Consider the following 18,582-nt stretch of genomic DNA (forward strand, 5'->3'; position numbering starts at 1 on the left):
ATAATCACTAGGTTCATATAAAAATCAATAAGGGAAATGAGGGAGATTTCAATGAATAACGCATCATCCGCATTAAAGGTTGCAGCAGGCATATTTTTGACCATTGCCCTGATTACGATCGTTGTCATTTTGTTTATTTCGGCCCAGGAGGCAACCAAAACCGCCCAGAACAATTTTTCGGATATACAGACGGAGCTGTCCCAGGCAGCCTTTACCGTGTATGACGGAACGACGATCAGCGGTTCTCAAGTTACGAATGCACTGCGCAAATATAAGGACAAGGATCAGTTCGGCGTTTTCATTGCAACAGGTAAAAATAAAGCAGGGCAATGGTACGGCAACGTACTGGAGTCGGACGGATCGATTCTGAATCCGGATTCCAGGCAAGGGAATATCAACCTCGTCATGGATGAGAAAAGCCCGGAGTACGTCAACCCAAGCGGGAAGTTTAGGGCGACCATCGTGAAAGACAATTCCAACGTGATCCGGGGAATTAAATTCGATCAATAGTTATGAATAGAAAGGTGACTAATCTTGCGAGATGCAACAATAAGCATGCTAGAATTGGCTGCGGGGGTGGCGTTGTTTCTCGGCGCATCCTTGTATGCTTTCCATATTCAGGCAATGGTTGGTAGCGGGATAACAGCCGCGGACCGAATGACTCAAGAGCAGCATGCCGGAGTGACAACCGTAAAGATGACTAACGAGAACGGGAAGCTGACCTATGTAGGAAGCGAAGTCTTGTTTACGCTGCGAGAATTAGAGGCAGGCGACTTTACCGTTGATGTGGATGGAACGGTGTTCCATTCAGGCAGTCATCCGGAGGAGCTGGATGTTTCGATCATCGACTTGAACGCACGGTATCATGCGGAGTACATTCGGGGAGCGGATGGGGAAATAGAACGGATCCAGTTTGTAAAAGCGAGGTAACAACCATGTCAAATTCGGTTTCGAAATGGTTTGCGGCATTTCTGGCGCTCCTTCTGTTATATTTGGTTCCCGCTGGCGAGATGGCAAGAAGACAGGATGATCTGTCACGACTCATCGTTTATCAATCCGTTACCAAATTCGTAGACAGTGTTCGCACTAAGGGATATATTACCCCGACCATGTACAATGACTTCCTTCAAGAGTTGGCGGCGACAGGGAACATTTACAATGTCGAGATGGAGCATCATCACAAGAAATACCACCCGGAATATGCCGATCATTCGGATCCCGGATCATTCTTGAACCGTTATTCCGTCGTATATGATGCTTATTATCAGGATGATCTGATGGGGTATCTGTTCCCGGACTCGAATCTGGATAAAAGCGATGATAGCCGCCGCTACCGTCTAACTGCCGGCGATCACTTTCAGGTTAGCGTCACCAGCTTGAATCGCACACCCGGATTGGTGATATTCGATGCGTTGACAGGATCCAATTCAGAAGGAACAGCAGCTATCGCATTCCCATACGGAGGATTGGTTCTGAATGAAGATTACTGATCTTGCCATCGTGTTTACTGCCGTGTTCTTCCCCATGTTTCTCATCCTAGGCATGCGCGCCGAGAGCCTGGAGGATGTCCGGTTTGCCGAGATGAAATATACGGGTGCTCTGCGCACGGCCGTTCAAGACGGCGGGATGAAACTGAACGATAACGAGACGCAGTCCAAGGAGTCGGCTTATGATTCCGTGAAGTATATGCGTGCGGATAAAGAACAAGCGCTGGAGTCATTTTCCCGGACATTGTATATCAACATGGGGATCGGAGATGACAAGGCTGCACAAGCTGCCTTATGGTGGTATATTCCTGCCATCGTTGTGCTGGACTATGACGGGTATTATTTGTTTGTATCACAGCCCTATGTTGACGATGACGGCGAGGAGCTTATGGAGCATCGATGGACTCCCAAAATTCCTTATGCCTGGAATGACGGCAGCGGCAACAGCATTCAGTTTACGCTGGATTCTTACGTTCAGGTATATGAATCCAATTCCTCTATCTGGCATTCTGGATTTCGGGAGGATCTCATTGGCAGAACAGGCGTGGCTTTGTTGGATCATGAGGATGTGTTTGAACAAGTCCGGCGGATCACCATCGTGAATACGGTTCAAGAGCGTCTTGCCTATTACATACAGCGCCACAATCAAGTTGCGCTGCGGAACGGAATCTCTTATACGTTTACGCTGCCTTTGATTTCCCAGGAAGAGTGGGTAAATACGATTGACGATATCGGTATGATGGCTTTCATTCAAGGCATTCCCATGGGCGAACAATATTACAATAACTACGCGCTTGGAGGCGGCCGACTCGTTAAAGCTCCGACCTATTTCGGCGCGGTGGATGACAGGGGGCTCCCCTATTATTATCGGGATACCTGCTCATTCAACGATCGGGTGGAGGAGGTGTTTCCGAGTGCCAAGGAAGCAGCGGCAGCCGGTTATCATGAGAAAAGCTGTTATAATCCCGGTGTCCCGTGATCCCCGAAAATCGTAGTTTCGGCCAGACTCGATGATGTGTTACAATAAACTCTTGACTGTGTACAATTCGCTAAATTAACATGAAATAAGTTCATTTTATACAGACAGGAGTTACTATAGCCATGAGTTTATTGACCGTAGAGAACGTATCGCATAATTTCGGGGATCGTACTCTATTCAAGAATGTATCTTTTCGTTTGCTGGCCGGAGAACATGTCGGTCTTGTCGGAGCAAACGGCGTAGGCAAATCAACGCTAATGAATATTTTGACGGGTCAGCTGCTTAAAGACAGCGGCAAGGTAGAGTGGACGCCGAAAATCCGTTACGGATACTTGGATCAGCATACCAAGCTGACACCGGGCAAAACGGTGCGCGATGTACTGAAGGATGCCTTTCTGCCCCTGCTGGAGCTGGAAAAAGAAATGATGGAAATCACCAATAAGATGAGTGATGCGACTCCTGAAGAGCTGGAACTTCTGCTCGAACAGATGGGCGAGATTCAGGAGCAGCTGGACATCGGGGATTTCTACATGCTGGACGTAAAGGTTGAAGAAATGGCGAACGGTCTAGGGTTGTCCGTGATTGGCCTGGATCGCGATGTGGCGACATTAAGCGGTGGGCAGCGCACCAAGGTGCTGCTGGCGAAACTTCTGCTTGAGAAGCCTAACGTTCTTCTATTGGACGAGCCTACCAACTATCTGGATGTTGAGCACATTGAATGGCTGACTCAATATTTGAAGCAGTACCCTTATGCGTTCATTTTGATTTCCCATGATACGGAATTTATGAACCAGGTGGTCGACGTCATCTATCATTTGGAATTTGCGAAATTAACGCGTTATACAGCGAACTACGAGAAGTTTCTGGAAATGGCCGATATCAACAAGAATCAGCATATCGATGCCTACGAGAAGCAGCAAGAGTTCATTAAGAAACAGGAAGACTTCATTCAGCGGAACAAGGCCCGCTACTCCACGTCCGGCCGAGCAAAGAGCCGGGAGAAGCAGCTGGATCGCATGGAACGGATTGACCGTCCTGAGGAAGCGGCTAAACCCGTGTTTAACTTCAAGGAAGCCCGCGCCAGCGGTAAAACGGTATTTGAGGGCATTGATTTTGAGATCGGCTACGATCGGCCATTGCTTCCCAAAATGAGCATCATGATCGAACGCGGAGAGAAGATTGCCATTGTCGGATGTAATGGCGTGGGTAAATCAACGCTGCTCAAGACCATCTTAGGGAAAATCCCGGCCTTCTCGGGCAAGACATATCAAGGGGACTTTCTCGTGCCCGCTTATTTCGAGCAGGAAGTACGTCCGGGGAATATCACGCCGATTGATGACGTGTGGAACGAATTCTCACATTTGAACCAGCACGAGGTTCGTGCGGCCCTTGCTCACTGCGGACTCAAAAACGAGCATATTACCCGTCCGATGAAGGCGCTTAGCGGTGGCGAACAGGCAAAAGTTCGTCTGTGTAAACTTCTGATGCGCGAGAGCAACTGGATTCTGTTTGACGAACCGACAAACCATCTTGACGTTGTGGCCAAGGAGGAACTAAAACGTGCCTTGAAGGAATACAAAGGCACCATCTTGTTGGTTTCCCACGAACCTGAATTTTATGAAGATTGGGTAACGAAGATCTGGAACGTCGAAGATTGGTCCAACCAGAACGCTTGACCCAATTGACGGATCACAATCCAGCGCACAAGTTGGATGATGAACCTGAATCTAAACGAGTTTAATCGTTTCTCCTTAAGGATGACCGGCAGCACGCTGCTGGTCATCCTTTTTGGCGTTACTCGATCCTCTGCGGCTCTCAGTCCTGCTATGGATGAATCCTTTTTTATGATATGCTATAAGCAACTTGACATGAACGGAGGAGATGTTGATGGAAGACATGGATTTGACCATCGGGGCATCAATATATGAAGGGAATACACTTCCATAGCCCCATTAACCGTGTTATTCCCTTCCGAAGGGGAGACGAGTTCATGAATTCGGAAAATCCAACAGGACAGGGAGAGAGCCTTATTCTCTCCGCCGAGAAGTCGGTTGTACGACGAGGTCAGGTTGTGTATCGACCATGCGGGGAATGGACCCCGTCCGTACACTCCTTATTAAGGCATTTGAAGCAAGCAGGGTTTACGTCCCTGCCCGATATTATTGACTCGGGTCGGAATGAGGAAGGTCAAGAGACGTTAAGTTATGTAGAGGGCGAATTTGTTCATCCCGGACCTTGGAGCGATGAAGCCATCGTCGCTGTAGGACGATTATTACGTCAGCTTCATGACGCTTCCGCTGCATTCTCGCCGGGTCCCCAGGGAGTATGGAAACCGTGGTTTCTACGTGAACTAGGCGATGCCGGGGTTGTATATAGCCATGGTGATATTGCGCCTTGGAATATGGTTACCCGCGATGGGATGCCTTACGCTTTAATTGACTGGGAATTCGCGGGACCTGTACATCCGCTTGTTGAGTTAGCCCGGGTTTGCTGGCTCTTTCCGCAGCTGCACGATGATGATGTTGCCGAAAGAGTCGGCTTGCCGGATGCTAATGCCCGTGCAAGGCAGCTCCGTTTATTGGTTGACGCTTATGGCGTCGAACCTTCTCTTCGAACGGACTTGTTGGATATGATCGTAGAGGTGGTCGTGCGGGAAACGGCTGAAGAAGCCATTGAGCAGCAGGTATCGCCGGAAACGGAAGGTCTGTTGTGGGGGATCGCCTGGAGAGCTCGGAGCGCTGCCTGGATACTGCGTCATCGTGGTATCCTTGAAAAGGCGCTGAATACCCGATTGTATTAAGGCGAAATTCGTTAAACCGCCCATCCTCTTTACGGGATGGGTATTTTTGATCATGAATAGCTTTTAGTCTGATTTTATGAAAGTCAAACTCATTAGCATGTTCGGAGAAATGGATCGGGAGGAAACTTACATGTCTGGATTACACGATAACAGGGGGAAGGCAATCCTCGAGGGGTACCAAATGAACACTGCTTTGGAGTCCTCGGAGGGCAAGGAGGCTGCTAAAGCGGAAAGAGAGGATCGGTATTCCAGGCAAGAGCGGTTCACGCCATTGGGAAAGGAAGGACAGATTCGCCTCCGGAACAGCCGCGTGCTCGTTCTCGGCGCAGGGGCGCTGGGAAGCGCCGTGTCGGAGACCTTGGTTCGCGCAGGCATCGGACAAGTGACCATCGTGGACCGGGATTACGTGGAATGGAGCAATTTGCAGCGTCAGCAGCTGTTTACCGAGCAGGATGCCATCAACCGGCTGCCAAAGGCCGTAGCTGCAGCCAAGCGGTTATCCGAGATCAACTCGGACGTCACCGTGGAGGGTGTCGTTATGGATGTACGAGCCCACGAATTGTCGGTGCTGTGCCAAGGCGTTGACTTGATGATGGACGCTACCGATAATTTTGGAACCCGGCTGATCTTGAACGATATCGGTTTCAAGCATGGAATTCCGTGGATTTACGGGGGATGTGTCGGGAGCTCCGGGATGAGTTTTACGTTTTTACCGGGAGAAACCCCATGTTTGAACTGTTTGCTTGGAATGATTCCTTTAGGCGGCGACACTTGCGACATTAACGGCATTCTCCCCCAAGCGGTACAGATGGTCGCTGCCCATCAAACAATGGAAGCGCTGAAGCTATTATCCGGAAACCGCCAAGCCTTGAGGAAAAAGATGCTGTCTTTTGATTTATGGCGTAACGAACAGTTGGAATTTGGAGTAGAACGTGCGAAAAAATCGGACTGCTCCACATGCGGCGAGGAACCGACATACCCTTATCTGTCGGCTGAGCATGCCGATAAAAGCGAAGTGCTGTGCGGCAGGGACACCGTGCAGATCAGGCCGGGCAGACCCATGCAGCTTCAACTGGAGGAGATGGCGGATCGATTGAACAGCCTGCGTCAAGGAAAAGCCACCGTTACCCCATATATGATCATTTTTCAGGCAAGTCCGCACCGTTTGGTTATATTTCAAGACGGCAGAACCCTGGTGCATGGCACATCGGATATCGCCAAGGCTAGATCGCTATATAATCAATACGTTGGCGGTTAAATAAGAAGGAGCAAAGCTAACGTGCTTCATCCAACATCGTAAACGACAAAGGAGTGAGCCTCACAGGCCCACTCCTTTTATCGTTTAATCCCCAATCGCTTCATTCAAAAATTAAATGGAAACCGTTCTGGATGAAATAGAGATCAGGGTGAGCGATATTTTGCATGGTCAGATTGTTGAATGTTGCGGACCCGTTGCCCGTGTACGTGTAGATCGCCGCACCCGGATGCGGACTCGAGAATCTCGAGGACGTTACTCCGTCAAGTCCCGTACCGTCTATACGGATATGGTTAAACACGATGTTCTCAAACCCGCCGCCATAACCGAACTGTACCGCACTGCGCTGGGTGTTCAGAATATCGATGTTGGTAAACGTAACATTGCGGATCGGATCGTTCGATGCTTCAAGATCGATGGCCCCGCGCTCCCCGTTATACAAGTCTTTACTGGTACCACTGCCAATGATGGTGGTATCGGAGAACAGAATGCCGGTATTGTTCTGGAAATGATATCCCGGGAATACCGTGTTCATTCGGATGCCGGAACCGCCAACGGTGTCTACAATCAAATTGTGAGTGGCCTTGTGACCGCTTCCCCCAAAGAAAGCGATGGCCGCCGCGCGCCAGTTATTTTCGATGGTGTTATAGGAGAAGGTGTTGTTAACACCCGCTGGTGCACCGTTCACGTTACTCGTCCAGACAGCGAGTCCATCGTCGCCGTTATTTCGAATGCTGCTGTTGCGCACCGTCGAATGGCTGGTCCCCTGCGCAAAATTAACCCCATCCGCTAAGTTGTTACGGATCCGGCTGTTTTCTATGATCAGCCCTTCCGCGATCTTGGCCGGCGTATGGGCATAATCGCCAACCCAGAATCCGCATTCGAAATGCTCCACCCACACATTGTGAATCTTGGAGTTGGTGCCGAAATTGTCCATGAATCCTTTGTAAATGGCATTCTGATTATATCGGGACCGCAGATTCGAGTTGAGATAGATATGGCTGAAATCCAGCTGGCCCGCGATTCGAAGCGAGATCCCGCCGGAAGCCGCATTCGGGTTGGTAAATTGGATGTTGGTGTGCCAGATGCCTGCCCCCATAATCTTCATGTCATCGATCAGATTGCCGACCGAGCCGATCTTCCACATATTGCCCAAATGGAACGTCCCCTCAGGAATATATAGGGTTTTGCCTGATGAGGCCGCTGCCTGCACGGCAGCCTCAAATGCCGTTAGGTCATCTTGGCCGTCGTTGGGGATCGCACCGAAATCCGTGACGGAGACCGAGTTGGCAGGACGGGCGATAGCGGCAGGTACCGGCTCGATTTCGATGAAATCGACGCCGTATTCCAGGTTATCCGCATTAGACTTCTGAATACGGATTTTGTCTCCAGGCTGAAGCGGCGTATCCAGTTTCCAGTGTACTTCATCGAAACGGAATAGAGGACGTCCTCCTCCAGGCGCATCTGCCGGATGATCGCTGGAAAAATACTGCCAGCTGTAGTAGGACGTTAATGGAACCGTCTTCTTCTTCGAGCCGTTTACGTAGACGTCGAGCGAGCCGTCTAATCCCATGCCGTCCGATGAGTCCGGCATCGTATATCGCATGGTAATGCCGGCGCCCCCTTCGCCTTCTCGAACCGTCCATTCGAGGTTGGATCCGCTTGAAGGGAGAGCAACATAACGTTGTCCGGATGCTTCCGATGCCGTGAGCGCTTGATCGAACGTGGGCGCTGACTTTAGCAATGCGCCGCCGCCGCGTATGGCGTCATCGGTATCATAGCGGGTATACGGCATGCTGGCACCGCGTGATGAGTACACGGTTAGGTTGGCATGACTGACATTGTTCTCCCGTTTAACCGGTACTTCGTTAGCATCGGGTGCCACGGAGGTTGTTAATGTATAGCTGCCGTTTGCAGCGGTCCATGTGCCGGGAATTTGGACGGTGGCGGATGCGCCTGCGGCAAGGGCACCATGGTAGCTACCGTTAAAGGTCTGGATCGTTGAGCCGGCCGGATTCTTCAGTGCAACGGTAATCGCATGCGAGCCGCTAGCCGTGGCTTTGTTGCCTTGGTTCTTAAGCTTGACGGTGAAGGCTACGGCATTGCCGGCCATAGGCGTGGTTGGCGTCCACTGTATCGTTCCTACCAAATCGGAGCTTTCCACGCTGCCAATAACCAAAGGGGACGAATGGGAATAGCTGTTGTTCCCATCGTTCAGCTCGATGATGTTGTCATCCTCGTCGACCTTGGCGCTGAGGGCATACGATGCAGCCGCTGGGGCTCCGGTTTGCAGGGATACCGTGGCGGAAGCTCCTGCTGCAAGCGGCCCTACCGGCGAGGAGCCTGCTTTTGCGTCATTCAGGTAAAAATTGACCGTCGTAGCGCCGGCTTCCGCGCTTCCAATGTTTTTAACCGTGGCATGCAGTGTGATATCATCGTTTTCGCTCGGAGAAGACGGCGTCCAGGACATATCCGTAATGGTAAGGTCCGGGTTCTCGCCGGCGGTGCCATACACTTCAATTTCCGCAATCTGTCCCGCAGGAGCGCCGGAATTCGATGTTATGTTCAATTGCAGACGTTTAACCGTTGCATTTACCGGAATCGTTACGAAATTGCCGGAAGCGGGGGCGAACGTATAGGACTGAGCCGACACCAGATTACTAAAGGTCGTTGTAGTTTGGTCATGCCCAAGGACTTGTATGGTTTGCGTGCGGGCGCTCCATTCCGTTGACGGATTCAGTTTCAGTACGATGGAGGCAATATCATGGTTTGATTCCAGATCCAGGGTCAGCGTACTGGGGTTGCTGCCGCCTTCCCAGTAAGTTTGGACGTTGTTGTCGTTAGCATGGGTCGCTACATACGTGAAAGTGCTTGAGGAGGCGGTGATCGGTTTGCCGCTCGCGACATTGTTTCCCGTTGGAGGCGTCGGCGGGGAGACCGATGGTCCATAAATTTCAAATTCAGACAGCTGCGCAGCCGGCCATGTCGTATTGTTGATTACACTTAAACGAACATATCTCGTGCTCGTTTCGTCAAAACTCACGGTCACCGAGTTTCCTTCGGCAGGGTCGAATGCATAGTCGGCCGGACCCGTGATATTTGTGAATGTCGTGCCGTTCAAGCTGCCTTGTACGCTCAGCGTTTGAGTCCGCGGCTCCCAGCTGGCAGGAAGTTTTAGGACGAATTCGTTGATGCTGGTGGCGGTACCGAGATCAACTTGTATCCATTGCGGGAACGCATGGTTGGTGCTTTCCCAGTACGAATTTGGATTGCCATCGTTTACGTTGGACGGCCCGTAGGTTTGGGATTGGCCGCTAGCCGTCACGTTTTTACCGATGGATAGGTTTATTCCGCCTGCTGCAGAAGCCTTAGCGGGAGGCCCGGCAGCCGTGAATACAATGGATACCAGCATGACTACGACTAGAGGCCATCCCACGAGTTTGTTGCGCATATTATTTTTCCTCCTTCATCATGGTTGATGAGTTATACCGGGTAAAGATATCCCCCTTTCCTGATCTTATATCCATTATAAAAATAACGTCTCGACCGAAATAAGATGCAATTCTACGGAAATCGTATGCGATCCCAGCATCTTTTGGATCAGGCTTGAATTTTTGTAAGAAAATGCGTTCTGGTTGTTCTTCATCCATTGCAGGAGTGAAAGCAGGATGAAACAGACATACTTACATTATTAAGCGATGAAAGCGGGGGAGAACCCGTGGACAAAGTCATTTTGATCGCGGCAGACAATCAAGCTCGGATCCAGACGATAACGGAGATACTAGAACAAGCGGGTTATAAGGTTACAGACGCTGCGAATTATTCGGAAGTGGTTGCCGCTCTGCAGCGCGCAGGCGCAGACCTGCTGCTCATCGACAGCAGACTGCCGGGTATGAACCAATTCAATCTCGTGGAGCGACTGACGGGCAGAGGGGAACAGCTCCCGATCATTGTCATCGGAAGCGACGGTTCTAACGAAGCGATTCATGCTTTGGAGGCTGGAGCGCATGACTACATCCCAAATGACAGGGATGAGAGGGAGTTGCTGGCGCGAATTGCCAATTTGCTGAGGCTTTTTCAGACAGGACGCGCGGAACAGGAGGAGATCATCCGAATCGGAGATCTGGTGATCGATCCTTTGAGCCGCAATGTAATTCGGGAAGAGGAGCCCGTGGAACTGACTCATCGCGAATACGATTTGCTGTTGTTTTTGGCTCGAAGGCAGGGGCAGGTATGCACGCGTGAGGATATTTTAAAACAGGTATGGGATTATGATTTTCATACGGGTACCAACGTGGTCGATGTCTACATTCTCCATTTGAGAGAGAAGATCGATAGAGGGCGCAAGCAAAAACTGCTTCGTACGATACGGGGGGCCGGTTATAAGCTTTTGTCCCAGGAAGAAATCGATGCAAGCAAAAAAGACCGCCTTCCCTGAGCGGAAAGACGGTCTTCGATATGATAAGTGGAAAATAAGACTACAGTACGCGACGAGCTTTCAGGTAAGTCTTGCTCCAGTTGCCGGACAGGCTGGAGATCGTTACGCCAGGCTTGCCGTAAGTGTGCAAGATTTTGTTGTTGCCCATATAAACGGCAACGTGTGTTACGTTTCTGCCATTCGCACGGCTTCCGCTCGAGAAGAATACCAGATCGCCGGCTCTCAAGTTCGATTTCGAAACGGCCTTGCCGACCTTGGATTGGGCAGCGGACGTACGCGGCAGGTTCACGCCGTATTTTTTAAAGATATGTTTCATGAAGGAAGAGCAATCAAACACTCTTGTCGTGGATGTGGATGCTCCGAATTTATAAGGTGTTCCCATATATTGTTTACCGAAGTTAACGACTCGAGTTCCTGTGCTTACGGATGCTGCTTCTACAGGTGCCGGCGGTGCAACAGTTAGTACTGCGCCTACGCCCAAAGTTGCGCTCAAGCTGATGACTACGGCCTTCTTAATCCAATTCTGTCGATTCATGTTGTATGACCTCCAAGCAGTTATTGTTTTTTGCGATGAACCGAGTATATCAGATTTGAAACCGGCCATAATCTGGATAATCGTCGGAAGCCCTTGGGCCGTATGAAATGAAAGCGAATTATTAAAATATCATTAAAAGTAACAAAAAATTAAGAATTGCGGCTGATTCACGAGTTCTAAACAAGAAAAAACCCTTGATACACAAGGGTTTTTCAAAAGAATTACGAGGTTTAATATTTTGCGATCAAAGATGACAAAATAGTAATGATTAGCGATCCTTGCTTTGAATAATGAGCAGCAGACCGCCTTCGATCCGAACCGTTCCTTTCTCCTCGGCCAGCCTGTTGCTGACCCCGAGCGACTGCCCCAATCGCAATGTGGCATCTTGGAGCGGATACTGAAAACCTTCGAGATAAATGCCGGTAACTTCCGTGGTGAGCGGCAGAAGGGAGACATATGTAAACCCTTTGTTCTCGACAAGACAGCTGGAGCCCGTCAGGGTAATAAAATTGTTTTCATCTAATATAGAACACGGGATATGATGCTGAAGGCCGCGTATGAGCATGTGGATATTGGCCAGCGTATGATCCAGGCGCGTGCCCGTAGCCCCCAGAATCATGATGGATTCAGGCGAGCGTTCCATAGCCAGCTCGAAGGCAAGCTCGGTATCGGTCAAATTTTTATCGATCGGGTCACAATCGATGACCTTTCCGCTCATGGAGTGGACACGATCCATCTGCTCGGGCGGAATGGAATCGAAATCTCCGACGGACAGATCGGGTTTGATTCCATGTTCAATCAAGAAGAGAGCGCCGCGATCGGCTCCTATAATGAAATCCCCTTCTTGGACCTCATTCAGGAATCCCGTTGACAACTCCCCACCTGTGAAGATCAGGACGCGAGTGTGTTTCATTATATATTCCTCCTTTTTCGAGAGAATTGTCATTGAATTCTAGTATAGTGCAGTTTTCATGCTTGCACAATTTTAATAGGCGCGGCTACAATGTAGTATGTAAATTGACGGGGGAGCGGGGGAACTGAATTTTGGACATGCATGTGTTTGACGTATTCAGCATCATTGGCACCATTGCGTTTGCCATGTCCGGAGCTTTTGTGGCAATGGAAGAGGAATACGATATTTTGGGGGTTGTGGTGCTTGGATTGGTCACGGCCTTCGGCGGGGGTATTATAAGAAACGTCCTGATCGGCGTGCCGGTTACCACCCTGTGGGGTCAGGGAGATTTAATCATGCTGGCGATGATTTCGGTTTTCGTGGCGTTTGTGCTGCCGCTCGGCTTGATTCAGCATTGGAAGAAAACGGAGGCCTTGTTTGATGCGATCGGGTTATCCGCCTTCGCGATTCAAGGAGCATTATATGCTACGCAAATGAATCATCCATTGAGCGCGGTCATCGTGGCGGCTGTGCTGACTGGCAGCGGCGGAGGAATGGTCCGTGATTTGCTGGCCGGGCGGAAGCCGCTCGTGCTGCGCGACGAGATTTACGCGGTCTGGGCCATGGCAGCAGGTGTCGCTATCGGCTTAGGGGTCGCCACCAAGACCTGGCAGTTGTTGACCTTATTTGTTATAGTCATCGTTTTCAGGATGCTGTCCGTTCTATATAAATGGAGATTGCCCAGAAGGTCGCTGCACGCAGCCCAGTCTTCGGCAGCCAGCGGAAAAGAAGTCAGATCCGGTTAAAATAAGGTATGGAACAGATTAAATAAAAAATTTCTCGATTGCGATTCATCATAGCGTGGAGGTGGAAGGACCATGGTATCCGTTTTGTTTGTATGTTTGGGCAATATCTGCCGCTCGCCCATGGCGGAAGCGGTGCTGCGGCATAAAATTGTACAGCGCGGGCTGCAGGATCAAATAAGCGTGGATTCGGCCGGCACCGGGGATTGGCATATCGGCAGCATTCCCCATGAAGGCACGAGAAAGCTGCTCGACAGCTGGCGAATCAGTTATGAAGGAATGGTCGCGCGCAAGGTAGTCAGCGAGGACCTTGAACGTTTCGATTACGTTATCGGCATGGATGATTCGAATGTAGCGAATATCCGCAAGTTAGCGGGAGGCGATCAGGCTGAGATTCTGAAGTTCATGGATTTGCTGCCGAACGAAAAATTGCGCGAGGTGCCCGATCCGTATTTCACCGGAAACTTTGACGAAGTGTACCGGCTGATTGATGCGGGGTGTGACATCTTACTGGACAAAATCATGGAAGAAAAGCTATAATCGATTCGAACAAGCGGTGAATCAGCCGCTTTTTTGACGAACATCATTGAAAGCGATACCAAGAAGAACGGGCTGCTGAACATAAAAGATGAACAATGCACATTCCATAAAAAATGCGCGGTTGTTCATCTTTTTTTGGAGTGGGGCAGAAGCTGAGGGCGATTACGACCGAGCTTTGCCTCACAGGTATTCTTTTTGCCAACGGATTTCAATCGTAACGCGTGGAGTCCCGAGTGGGACAGTTAAACCATTTTGCAGTAACAGGTCATTTATATAGCCCATGGATTTTGCCGATTCAAACATTTAACCAAGGAAGTACATAAGGGCAGCAGGGAGCTCTTTTTGCCAAAATCCCCAGAGGTGACGACCTTCTTTTTCAAGATATGATACGGTAGCACCCCGTTCTTCCAGCAAAGCCTTTGTTGAGCGATTTAATTCGACGAAGTTATAGACACCTGTATCGGTTGCGTAGTTGTCTTCTTGCAAGCCTACAATCATGTAAATGTTGAGCCAGGACAAATCACGCTCTTCCTGAATCATGTTCTGGGTCTTCTCATAGTAGGCCCCGGACAAGCTGATGATTCTTGTGAAAAGATGCGGATAACGCAAAGCCAAATGCACGGAGACGCTTCCCCCGAGGGAGTCGCCGGCAAGCACTCTTTCCGCAGGCTCTTTGCGCACGGGATATTTTTGCTCCACGAAGGGAATAATCTCTTCGGCGAAGCAGGACAAGTAAGCATCGAAGCGGTTGCCGAACGGGGCATACTCCTCGGTTCGTACCTTGGTGTTCACTTCCACGCCCACAATGATGAACGGCTCCACGCCTTCTTCGAGAATGAGCTGGTTGGCCCAGGTCGCGATGCGGCCGAAGTTGAAAAATTCCTCTCCGTCCTGACAGTAAACGACGGGATAGCTGAGGATTTCATTGTATCCGGGAGGAAGATAGATGCGCAGCGTTCGAGTCTCCTGCAAAAACTTGCTGTCAATCACTTCTTTTACGATGGTTCGCTTCAATAAACGTTCATTCGTCATCATTCGTCACCTTTTTCGGGTTAGTTTTTGAAATGCGGTAAACAATAAGTTAAAATTACCCTGACATGTTGAAGTTGTCTGCTGTTCTATGATGTTTGTCATACTGTTATAGTATTATTCGTCAACTGTTATACATACAAACGTGAAAGAATATGAAATTTTATCCCGTATTTCTTTGACGAATGGAGTGAAACAGGTGTATAATAATTCTATAACAGCGGAACTTGATATTCAAATATTTATTGAGGTGAAAAAAATGACCAAGGTTCCTTATGAAGTATATACCGAGGAAGTAGGTACTCTATCTGTACTTTCCCCGGATGGCAAAATCGTAAACAAAGATCTTCTGCCTGAATTGTCGGACGATCAACTGAAAGAAATTATGTACCGTATGGTATTTACCCGTACTTGGGACGACCGCGCCGTAAACCTCGGCCGTCAAGGACGTCTCGGTTTCTACGCTCCTGTATCTGGTCAAGAAGCTACGATGGTAGGCAGTGAGTTCGCGCTTGAGAAAGACGACTTTATCTGCCCGGGCTACCGCGATATGCCGCAAATCGTATGGCATGGACTTCCGCTTTACCAAGCATTCCTTTATTCCCGCGGACATCAGCATGGCGGACAAATTCCCGAAGGCGTTAACGTATTGATGCCTCAGATCATCATCGGCGCGCAAATCCTGCATGCCATGGGTATCGCTATGGGCTACAAATTGAAGAAGCAAAAACAAGTGGTTATTACCTATACCGGTGACGGCGGCTCTTCCGAGGGCGACTTCTACGAAGGCCTGAACTATGCAGGCGTGTACAAACTGCCGGTCATCTTCTTCGTGCAAAACAACGGCTATGCAATCACGACTCCGTTCTCCAAGCAGACAGCAGCATTGTCTATCGCGCACAAAGCTGTTGCAGCCGGCATCAAAGGCGTTAAAGTTGACGGCATGGACGTTCTCGCGGTGATCAAAGCGGTTCAGGATGCTGCAGAGCGCGGCCGCAACGGTGAAGGCGCAACGCTGATCGAAGCTGTGACATACCGTTTCCGTCCGCATTCCTTGTCTGACGACGCTACGAAATATCGTACGAAGGAAGAAGAGGGCGAGTGGAACGAGAAGGATCCGATCGCGCGTCTTGCGAAGTACCTGGAAGCCAAAGGCCTCTGGACAGAAGAAGATACAGCTCGCGTGAAAGAAGAAGCGAAAGCGAAAGTCAACGAGCAAATCAAAAAAGCAGAACAAACGGAAAAAATGACGGTACCTGGTTTGATCGACAGCATGTTCGAGCAAACGCCGAAGCATTTGGAAGAACAGAAAGCCGATTTCCAATAAGAGTGACGGGCCGATGATTGTCAAAGGTTGATCCTGGATGATCATCCGGTTTGTCATGGGCGCATCAGGTCTTGTTTTTAAATAACGTTTAACATCGATATATAGCCTTATAAGGCATCACACTGGAAGAACAGTGAACTGTATTTCTTAAGGAGGAAATGAAGCAATGGCACAAATGAACATGAAAGAAGCGATTCGCGACGCCATGCGCGTTGAATTGAGCCGTGACCCTAACGTTGTCATCTTCGGTGAAGACGTAGGTAATGTTGGCGGTGTTTTCCGGGTAACGGAAGGCCTTCAAAAAGAATTCGGGGAAGAGCGCGTATTTGATACGCCGCTGGCAGAGTCCGCTATCGGCGGTTTGGCGGTAGGTCTCGGCATCCAAGGCTTCCGTCCGATCGCTGAAATTCAATTCGTTGGATTTATCTTTGAGGCGCTCGACCAAATCGTCGTTCAAGCAGCGCGCATGCGTTACCGTTCCGGCGGACGCTACAACTCCCCGATCGTGTTCCGTACACCATTCGGCGGCGGGGTTAAAGCGGCTGAGCTGCATACCGACGCACTCGAAGGTTTGATCACACAAACCCCGGGTATTAAAGTTGTAGTACCTTCCAATCCTTATGATGCAAAAGGACTCATGATCGCAGCGATTCGCGACAATGACCCTGTATTCTTCATGGAGCACTTGAACCTGTACCATGCGTTCCGCGCTGAAGTTCCAGAAGGTGATTACACCGTTGAGCTTGGCAAGGCTAACGTGGTTCGCGAAGGAGCGGACGTTACGATCATCGCTTACGGCCTGATGGTTCATACTGCTACGAAAGCGGCAGACGAGCTTGAAAAGAACGGAATCAAAGCCGAGATCATCGACCTGCGCACCATTTCTCCAATCGACATCGATACCGTGCTGGCTTCGGTTAAGAAAACCAACCGCGCCATCGTGGTTCAAGAAGCGCAGAAATCTGCCGGCGTAGCCGCAGAAGTGATCGCTCAAATCAACGAGAAAGCGATTCTCCACCTGGAAGCACCGGTGCTTCGCGTTACGCCGCCAGACACCGTGTATCCATTCGCTCAAATCGAGGACACTTGGTTGCCTACTCCGGCGCGTATCGTTGATGCCGTAAATAAAGTATTGAATTTCTAATAGCAGCAATTTCTAGGGAGGTTTTTCAGTTGGCAAAATTCGAATATCGTTTTCCAGAGCTGGGCGAAGGTTTGCATGAAGGTGAAATCATCAAAATGCATATCAAGCCGGGCGACAAAGTAACAGACGACGACATCATCATGGAAGTACAGAACGACAAGGCGGTCGTAGAAGTTCCTTGTCCCGTGAACGGTACGGTTCAAGAAGTTTTTGCCAAGGACGGTCAAGTATGCCGTGTCGGTGAAGTGGTTGCAATCATCGATGCTGAAGGCGACATTCCTGAGCAAGAGGCTCCTGCCGAAGAGCAGTCCGCTCAAGAAGCCGACGCAGCGAAAGGCAGCGCAGATACGACTTCTTCCCCGGCTCAAGATGCTCCGGCTGACGCTAAACAAGGCGGAAACGGCGAAGCAGCGACGCCTGCAGCACCTAACCGTGAAGTTCTGGCTACGCCAAGCGTGCGCAAATTCGCTCGCGAGCAGGGCGTTGACATCGCACAAGTTCAAGGCTCCGGCAACAACGGAAAAGTGACCCGCGAAGATGTAGAAGCCTTCAAGAACGGTGGCGGCCAAGCAGCAGCAGCTCCGGCTCAAGAAGCTGTTTCCGAGACGAAAGCGGCTCCTGCAGCAGCATCCGCAGCGGTGGACACTCGCGCAGAAGAAGAGCGCGTGCCATTCAAAGGTATCCGCAAAGCGATCTCAAATGCTATGGTTAAATCGGCTTACACGGCTCCTCACGTTACGATCATGGACGAAGTGGACGTAACCGAGCTGGTAGCGTTCCGTACCCGCATGAAACCGATCGCTGAGAAGAAGGGCACGAAAGTTACGTATCTGCCATTCATCGTTAAAGCACTCGTTGCGGCAAGCCGTCAATTCCCTGCTTTGAACGCGATGATCGACGAAGAAGCGAACGAAATCGTGTACAAGAAGTACTACAACATCGGTATCGCCACGGATACAGATAACGGTCTGATCGTACCGGTTATCAAAGATGCGGATCGTAAGAGCATCTGGATGATCGCTGACAGCATCCGTGATCTGGCTGCACGCGGCCGTGAGGGCAAACTGGCTCCTAACGAAATGAAGGGCAGCACGATTTCCATCACGAACATCGGTTCCGCAGGCGGCATGTTCTTTACACCAATCATCAACTTCCCAGAGGTTGCTATCCTCGGTACCGGCCGCATCAGCGAAAAAGCGGTTGTGAAGAACGGCGAGATTGTAGCAGCACCTGTTATGGCATTGTCCTTGAGCTTTGACCACCGTATCATCGACGGCGCAACGGCTCAAAACTTTATGAACTATATTAAACAACTGCTCGCTAACCCTGAGCTGCTTGTTATGGAGGTGTAAC

17 protein-coding genes are annotated in these 18,582 nt (G+C 50.1%); 13 read left to right on the forward strand and 4 right to left on the reverse strand.

Annotation, left to right across the window (positions count from 1 at the left end):
- Positions 1-51 precede the first annotated feature (51 nt).
- The 7 genes from GYMC10_RS11940 (at position 52) to GYMC10_RS11970 (ending at position 6,524) form a co-directional block, all read left to right on the forward strand.
- Positions 52-510 (forward strand): hypothetical protein, encoded by a 459-nt coding sequence (locus GYMC10_RS11940; RefSeq protein WP_009596009.1) that lies wholly within the window; start codon positions 52-54, stop codon positions 508-510.
- A gap of 24 nt (positions 511-534) precedes the next feature.
- Positions 535-930 carry a hypothetical protein gene (locus tag GYMC10_RS11945; RefSeq protein ID WP_235201886.1) on the forward strand — a complete coding sequence of 132 codons (396 nt, stop codon included), beginning with the start codon at positions 535-537 and terminating at the stop codon, positions 928-930.
- A gap of 5 nt (positions 931-935) precedes the next feature.
- A complete protein-coding gene (locus GYMC10_RS11950; RefSeq protein ID WP_015734690.1) occupies positions 936-1,490 on the forward strand; it encodes a hypothetical protein in 555 nt (184 codons plus the stop codon).
- Positions 1,477-2,466 (forward strand): hypothetical protein, encoded by a 990-nt coding sequence (locus tag GYMC10_RS11955; protein ID WP_015734691.1) that lies wholly within the window; start codon positions 1,477-1,479, stop codon positions 2,464-2,466. The genes GYMC10_RS11950 and GYMC10_RS11955 overlap by 14 nt, the downstream gene beginning before the upstream one ends.
- A 122-nt stretch (positions 2,467-2,588) precedes the next feature.
- Positions 2,589-4,142, forward strand: a complete 1,554-nt coding sequence (locus GYMC10_RS11960) for an ABC-F family ATP-binding cassette domain-containing protein (protein ID WP_015734692.1) — start codon at positions 2,589-2,591, stop codon at positions 4,140-4,142.
- Between the two features lie 314 nt (positions 4,143-4,456).
- Positions 4,457-5,266, forward strand: coding sequence for an aminoglycoside phosphotransferase family protein (locus GYMC10_RS11965; protein WP_015734693.1), 810 nt, complete (start codon positions 4,457-4,459; stop codon positions 5,264-5,266).
- A 181-nt stretch (positions 5,267-5,447) separates the two neighbouring features.
- Positions 5,448-6,524, forward strand: a complete 1,077-nt coding sequence (locus GYMC10_RS11970; RefSeq protein WP_015734694.1) for a ThiF family adenylyltransferase — start codon at positions 5,448-5,450, stop codon at positions 6,522-6,524.
- Between the two features lie 100 nt (positions 6,525-6,624).
- On the opposite strand, the gene GYMC10_RS11975 is transcribed toward GYMC10_RS11970, so the two are convergent.
- Complete coding sequence (locus GYMC10_RS11975) at positions 6,625-9,972, reverse strand: CARDB domain-containing protein (RefSeq protein ID WP_015734695.1); 3,348 nt, start codon at positions 9,970-9,972, stop codon at positions 6,625-6,627.
- A 267-nt stretch (positions 9,973-10,239) separates the two neighbouring features.
- On the opposite strand from GYMC10_RS11975, the gene GYMC10_RS11980 reads away from it, so the two are divergent.
- Positions 10,240-10,959 (forward strand): response regulator transcription factor, encoded by a 720-nt coding sequence (locus GYMC10_RS11980; RefSeq protein WP_009595993.1) that lies wholly within the window; start codon positions 10,240-10,242, stop codon positions 10,957-10,959.
- Between the two features lie 40 nt (positions 10,960-10,999).
- Here the strand turns inward: GYMC10_RS11980 and GYMC10_RS11985 are convergent, their stop codons facing one another.
- Both GYMC10_RS11985 and GYMC10_RS11990 read right to left on the reverse strand, forming a co-directional pair.
- Positions 11,000-11,494 carry a C40 family peptidase gene (locus GYMC10_RS11985; protein WP_009596005.1) on the reverse strand — a complete coding sequence of 165 codons (495 nt, stop codon included), beginning with the start codon at positions 11,492-11,494 and terminating at the stop codon, positions 11,000-11,002.
- A 268-nt stretch (positions 11,495-11,762) separates the two neighbouring features.
- The gene (locus GYMC10_RS11990) at positions 11,763-12,407 is read right to left on the reverse strand and encodes a thiamine diphosphokinase (RefSeq protein ID WP_009595987.1); all 645 of its coding nucleotides are present in this window, start codon (positions 12,405-12,407) and stop codon (positions 11,763-11,765) included.
- Between the two features lie 137 nt (positions 12,408-12,544).
- Between GYMC10_RS11990 and GYMC10_RS11995 the strand changes: the two genes are divergently transcribed.
- Together GYMC10_RS11995 and GYMC10_RS12000 are read left to right on the forward strand one after the other, a co-directional pair.
- The gene (locus GYMC10_RS11995) at positions 12,545-13,192 is read left to right on the forward strand and encodes a trimeric intracellular cation channel family protein (protein WP_009595985.1); all 648 of its coding nucleotides are present in this window, start codon (positions 12,545-12,547) and stop codon (positions 13,190-13,192) included.
- Between the two features lie 72 nt (positions 13,193-13,264).
- Positions 13,265-13,729 carry a low molecular weight protein-tyrosine-phosphatase gene (locus GYMC10_RS12000; protein ID WP_015734697.1) on the forward strand — a complete coding sequence of 155 codons (465 nt, stop codon included), beginning with the start codon at positions 13,265-13,267 and terminating at the stop codon, positions 13,727-13,729.
- Between the two features lie 303 nt (positions 13,730-14,032).
- On the opposite strand, the gene GYMC10_RS12005 is transcribed toward GYMC10_RS12000, so the two are convergent.
- Entirely contained in the window at positions 14,033-14,761 is a 729-nt protein-coding gene (locus tag GYMC10_RS12005) for an alpha/beta hydrolase (RefSeq protein ID WP_036665370.1), read from the reverse strand.
- A gap of 256 nt (positions 14,762-15,017) precedes the next feature.
- Here GYMC10_RS12005 and pdhA point away from each other — a divergent pair, with 256 nt between their 5' ends.
- The 3 genes from pdhA (at position 15,018) to GYMC10_RS12020 (ending at position 18,581) form a co-directional block, all read left to right on the forward strand.
- Positions 15,018-16,085: a pyruvate dehydrogenase (acetyl-transferring) E1 component subunit alpha gene (pdhA, locus tag GYMC10_RS12010; protein WP_036665657.1), complete on the forward strand. Its 1,068-nt coding sequence runs from the start codon at positions 15,018-15,020 to the stop codon at positions 16,083-16,085.
- Between the two features lie 166 nt (positions 16,086-16,251).
- Complete coding sequence (locus GYMC10_RS12015) at positions 16,252-17,229, forward strand: alpha-ketoacid dehydrogenase subunit beta (protein ID WP_015734699.1); 978 nt, start codon at positions 16,252-16,254, stop codon at positions 17,227-17,229.
- 29 nt (positions 17,230-17,258) lie between these two features.
- Positions 17,259-18,581: a dihydrolipoamide acetyltransferase family protein gene (locus GYMC10_RS12020; RefSeq protein WP_015734700.1), complete on the forward strand. Its 1,323-nt coding sequence runs from the start codon at positions 17,259-17,261 to the stop codon at positions 18,579-18,581.
- The last annotated feature ends 1 nt before the right edge of the window (position 18,582 follow it).

Source organism: Paenibacillus sp. Y412MC10 (assembly GCF_000024685.1).
GTDB classification, from domain to species: Bacteria; Bacillota; Bacilli; order Paenibacillales; family Paenibacillaceae; genus Paenibacillus_AQ; species Paenibacillus_AQ lautus_A.

Excerpts from the sequence above, each read along its gene's own strand:
- GYMC10_RS11975 (WP_015734695.1), bottom strand. The coding sequence starts at position 9,972 with ATGCGCAACAAACTCGTGGGATGGCCTCTAGTCGTAGTCATGCTGGTA.
- GYMC10_RS12000 (WP_015734697.1), top strand. The coding sequence starts at position 13,265 with ATGGTATCCGTTTTGTTTGTATGTTTGGGCAATATCTGCCGCTCGCCC.
- GYMC10_RS11955 (WP_015734691.1), top strand. The coding sequence starts at position 1,477 with ATGAAGATTACTGATCTTGCCATCGTGTTTACTGCCGTGTTCTTCCCC.
- GYMC10_RS11990 (WP_009595987.1), bottom strand. The coding sequence starts at position 12,407 with ATGAAACACACTCGCGTCCTGATCTTCACAGGTGGGGAGTTGTCAACG.
- GYMC10_RS11965 (WP_015734693.1), top strand. The coding sequence starts at position 4,457 with ATGAATTCGGAAAATCCAACAGGACAGGGAGAGAGCCTTATTCTCTCC.
- GYMC10_RS11940 (WP_009596009.1), top strand. The coding sequence starts at position 52 with ATGAATAACGCATCATCCGCATTAAAGGTTGCAGCAGGCATATTTTTG.
- GYMC10_RS11950 (WP_015734690.1), top strand. The coding sequence starts at position 936 with ATGTCAAATTCGGTTTCGAAATGGTTTGCGGCATTTCTGGCGCTCCTT.
- GYMC10_RS12015 (WP_015734699.1), top strand. The coding sequence starts at position 16,252 with ATGGCACAAATGAACATGAAAGAAGCGATTCGCGACGCCATGCGCGTT.
- pdhA (WP_036665657.1), top strand. The coding sequence starts at position 15,018 with ATGACCAAGGTTCCTTATGAAGTATATACCGAGGAAGTAGGTACTCTA.
- GYMC10_RS11970 (WP_015734694.1), top strand. The coding sequence starts at position 5,448 with ATGAACACTGCTTTGGAGTCCTCGGAGGGCAAGGAGGCTGCTAAAGCG.
- GYMC10_RS12005 (WP_036665370.1), bottom strand. The coding sequence starts at position 14,761 with ATGACGAATGAACGTTTATTGAAGCGAACCATCGTAAAAGAAGTGATT.
- GYMC10_RS11995 (WP_009595985.1), top strand. The coding sequence starts at position 12,545 with ATGCATGTGTTTGACGTATTCAGCATCATTGGCACCATTGCGTTTGCC.
- GYMC10_RS11960 (WP_015734692.1), top strand. The coding sequence starts at position 2,589 with ATGAGTTTATTGACCGTAGAGAACGTATCGCATAATTTCGGGGATCGT.
- GYMC10_RS11985 (WP_009596005.1), bottom strand. The coding sequence starts at position 11,494 with ATGAATCGACAGAATTGGATTAAGAAGGCCGTAGTCATCAGCTTGAGC.